The 4873-nt window shown below is 35.6% G+C and carries 3 protein-coding genes; all 3 read right to left on the reverse strand.

Translation table 11 applies throughout. From position 1 onward, the window contains the following. Window positions 1–1580, reverse strand: a 1580-nt coding sequence (locus AC1DPZ_RS21870; RefSeq protein ID WP_477407420.1) for a carboxypeptidase-like regulatory domain-containing protein, incomplete at its 3' end; no start/stop codon positions are given. A 656-nt stretch (window positions 1581–2236) separates the two neighbouring features. Next, window positions 2237–3586, reverse strand: coding sequence for a sugar transferase (locus AC1DPZ_RS21875; RefSeq protein ID WP_477407422.1), 1350 nt, complete (start codon window positions 3584–3586; stop codon window positions 2237–2239). A 457-nt stretch (window positions 3587–4043) separates the two neighbouring features. Beyond that, window positions 4044–4873, reverse strand: an 830-nt coding sequence (locus tag AC1DPZ_RS21880; protein WP_477407424.1) for a glycosyltransferase family 2 protein, incomplete at its 5' end; no start/stop codon positions are given.

Genomic DNA, 4873 nt, shown 5'->3' on the forward strand with positions numbered 1-4873 from the left:
ATATCATACCGGTAGCTAATCCTAAAATAATCGTTGGGGAAACGATAAGGCGCTGTATTATTTAATGCAAAATAGGTGCTTAAATTAAATTTGAATTTAGTATCCCTTGTTCCATAGGCCGTATAACCTTCCAAATAGATGGATCTGTTGAATTTAGGCGTAGTTCGTCCGCCTATCTGGAAACGCGCCCCTTCTACATTATCAAAAGCATATGTAGCCCCCGTCGGGCCTATTTGTACGGGGCCGAGGTCGCCATATCCTCCTGTGATGGTTGCTGCAATCCATGTTAATCTTTTAAAAGAGGGCATGCTTTCTAACCGGTTTATATGCTCGTAAAGCTGTTGCTGTTGAGTGGTAAGCGTATCAGTCCTGTTTTGTCTCCAGTAGCTGGTATCCGGCCTGTTGGAGTTTACAGCAGTTTGCAAACTTTTACCCTGGTAAAACACGGCCGGAAGTGGTGAATTTAACTTGTAGTGATCATAATACACCGTTCGCTGGCCAAAAACGCCGGTTCCTTTTTCTTTTTTTATACCAAAATCTGCTTTTACATCACTTTTGCCCAGGTAATAGCGCCCGTCGGGGTGTTGTTCAAAATCCAGCCGAATCTTGAGGCTGCGCATAAAATTGACATTGATTTGTTTATTTACATTGAGCTCACATGATTCAACAGCGTAATGTCCATCCATAGTAACCAGTAATTTACCTTCAAAAAGCAGATCACCTTTATTACGGGGGGTAAAACTTACCTCGATTAATTTTCCTTTACCCGATTGCACCGTGTCCGTTATAAAAAACTTATAAAAATCGGGCGCATGATCAGCTATAGGGCTCAGAAACTGGTTTGTAATGATAAAAATATTGTTGTCGTATATGTCTATATTATTTCCGTAGAGGCGGTTGAGGTAAATATCCAGTCCAACCGTATCCACAAATTTTATGATATTGATTTGTTTTTGGGCATTTAATATCTGGATAGATTTAGGGGGATTTTTACGGTAATAATTTTGATATAGCTTTTCGCTGAAATAAACCGGAAGTGAGGTTTCAGACTGACCGTTTATTTTCTGCGTGGTATCAAGCATAAACCGGTATTTGCTAAAAAATTGACTATTAAGCAGCTTTGGCGAAAGATGAAAAAAGGATAAACCGATCCTTTCATATTGGTTATATTGAAGATAATCCGAATTTTCCATCCGGTTTAATTCCTTATGGTCAATAATTTGCTGAATAAGTTCAACGGCCGGGTTTCCTTTATTTCTATACTTTTTCTTTTTTTCCGAAGTAACAGAAACCTCCTTTAACTGGGTTTGACTGTTGTGCATGCGGATTTGCAACTCATTCGCCTGGCCCGGTTTAATAATTTTGGTTACGGTTTGGTAGCCCATAAAGGAAAATGTTACGCGGCTAAAAGAACCCGGAGCACTTAATATGAATTTCCCTATTCTATCAGAACTGGTGCCATAATTACTGCCACTAAACCTGACACTTATAAAAGGAAGCGGACGGCCAGATGCATCATCAACAATTTGGCCGCTCACAGTTGTCACTGCGTGAACATTCAATTGGTTTTTCCTGATCACCGTACTATCCAAATGCTGAGCCGCGCTGTATAAGGGGCAAAAAAAAAGAAATAAGCAACCTGATCTTTTCAGTTTGTTTATTGTGGAAAACTTAAAAAAACGAAATATTACCGGCTCTTGGGAAGCTGATTTTATAATGCAATTCCAAAAAATAAGTAACAAATTGAATTAATAATTAAGCGTTAAAATGGACCTAAAACAAAGTAGTATTTAGCTTTATACTATTTAAGAGTGCACAAGGTTTAATTACGATTAAAATAAACTGTAATTCTGTTTTGTTTCTGAGAAAAGCCGGTTTAAAAGTAAAAAGCATTCTTTAACTATTTTAAACAGTAAAACAATATAGAAAAAGCATTATTGAGCCATATAACTATAGCGCTCGTTTAACTAACATTAGTATGCAACACTTAAAAATTAACGGTCAGTAACTTAATAAAGTATAAAATTATTTGGATCCCAATGTTTTGTGCGACATAAATTTCGGCATAGTGCCCAAATTCTTATTATAAAGAAAGCAACCTTAATAGCTTTCACCAGTAGGTATAAAAAAAGCTCCTCTAAGTGCTTAGAGAAGCTTTTCTGGTGTTTCCACTGAGATTACTTTTTGATATTATAATGCGGCTAATTAAAAAAGTGTGTATGCAAAAATTTTAACATTATTTACCTTTAAGCTGAAACATTACCTGTATGGTTTTTAAAATAATGCCCATATCGCTGTTAAAGCTTATATTATTAAGATAAATCAGATCATAGCGTACCCTATGGCGCATTTGATCAACGTTTTCTGCATAGCCATAATTTACTTGCCCCATTGAGGTAATTCCTGGTTTAACACGTAATAATTTTTTATAGTTAGGAGATTTTAGTATAAGCTGTTCTATGAAATACTGACGTTCTGGTCTTGGGCCCACTATTGACATGTCTCCTTTTAAAACATTCCAAAACTGGGGTAGTTCATCCATCCTTGACCTGCGTAAAACCTTTCCCCATTTAGTAATTCGCGGATCATGTTCACTTGACAATTGGGGGCCTAACAGTTCTGCATTTACGTGCATACTTCTAAATTTATATATTTTAAAAGGCCGGTGATCTTTTCCAATTCTTTCCTGATGGTAAAAAACGGCTCCTTTTGATGTTAATTTAGTTATTATTACTAACAAGATAAACACAGGTAAACCAGTTATCATAACCGAAAGTGAAAACAAAATATCAAAGCTTCGTTTAAAAAACATAACCTTGAGGCTAAGTTCCGGGGTTGAAGAAAGCTGTATTACAGGAAGATTTTCGTAGTTAATAATACTGGCATAGTTATTATCCAACACCAGGTCAGAAACCAACTTAATCTTAATAGAGTTTTGATCTCCCAAATCAACCATTTTTTTCAATAGCGACTGGTTTAGGTATTTATAGCATACAAATACCTCATCTGGATTTTTATTTAACACTTTCTCAAGCAGCATTTCATCAGACATTCCGTTGAGCATTTCTTCGGAAATAAGATCGATAAAATAATATCCGWATTCCGGATGCTTTAAGAAAGATTTCACCAATCTATTAGCAATATCCTGGTTACCAACAAGAAGCACGTGCATTCTGTTGTACCCGTTTTTTCTAATGTAATCAAGAGCAAAAAAAATCGCAGACCTTTCAACAACAATTAAAGCAAAAAATAAAGTATAAGTAAAAACCATCTCCCATCGGCTAACCTCATATAATCTGAAAAAGTAGATTACACCAAGAACCATAACTAAATTGTAGAGTAGGGAAGACAGGAATTTATTAATATTATCGCTCAGCACAAGTGGCCTGTGAATGATGTAATTCCTGGTTACAGAAGTTATAGAAACCCACGACAAATTAACCAATAAGATAAAATTCGCAGATTGAATTTGATCAGAAAGGTAATTAAATACCAGTAAATGAGCACATTGAAGAGAAATATTTAATACTATTAAATCACTTATAAAAGTAACAAACGGGAGTAATTTTGAGTAACGTAAAATCATAAGGTTAAAGATTTACAAATGTAATTATTTCCTTTTAAGAATATACTTTAAAAGGGAKATAATAATAGTTTTTCAATCAATACGGGTAATCACACTTAAACGCTACAATTAGATAATTGTTTTTATTAAAGATAAATTTCACATATGGCTTTAAATATTCAATTTCTCTTGAATATATACATAGATAGCTGCTTTTTAGCGGAAGAGTTGGGAAAACCGGGACCTATGTAACAATTTCGTTATAATTAAGCGGTAATTTGTTAACTTCAAATCGCTCAACGGCTGATTTGATTGATTCTACAGATTGCTCATCGAAAAATATCACTGTTTTATTTTCGATAACGTTTTTTAAAGCACCACCTTTTTTATAAGCTATTACAGGTGTACAAATCGCTTAACTTTCAAATGTGAGGGTTGCCATGTACCTATAAATCACTTTGCAGAAAGTACGAGAATATTACTTCCAATAATGCTTGTGCATAGATACTTTGGCTAATAACGAACGGGGGATTCGCTTATAAAATCTTCCGGATTTATAACCCAGCCACTTGGCGCCAAGAGATGCGATGGACTTAAAAATAACTTTCAGGTCGTTTTTTACCACATATTTCAACTCCGATTTCATGAACTTTATTCCTTCTCCTGTTGGTTTACCGTAGCTTTCTATTAACCACTTGTTTTGTTCATGAAAAACGCGGGTATCAAAATATCGTTTAAACTCCTCTGCCAGCGTATAACTGTGCGAGTGATGCACCGTTGCATGAGCCACATAAGCTTTTTTAAATCCTGCTGAGAGCATTTTAGCAGCTACAATAGCATCCTCGCCCATTATTGAATCTGGCGGAAAGCCGCCCACATCTAATAATGCACTTTTGCGATACGCCGCAAAAGAGTTTGAACAAAAGAAAACTTTAAAGCCCATACTGGCTATGTCATCAAATGAATGGATATTTGATTCTGATGGGTAATTATATAACCGGGCATGAGTTTCCAGTAATTTAGCATTTACATGGGGAAGCTGCCTTCCGTAAGCCATACCTATGGAAGGATCATCAAATGCGCCAACTAAGTTTGCGATACTATCCGGCGAAGCTAAAATGGCATCTTGTGTTAAAAATATACAGATGTCAACATCATTGGATAATTCTCCTAATAATTGCCGTGTTGCGCCATGATTAAACTCTTGTTTTGGAATAGAGACTACTTTAAACCCAAATGATTTTGCAACTTCAACGGTATTATCGGTGGACCCTGAATCAACAATGATTTTATGTTTTACATTAGCTG

The sequence above is a fragment of the Mucilaginibacter sp. P4_G9 genome (assembly GCF_056400985.1).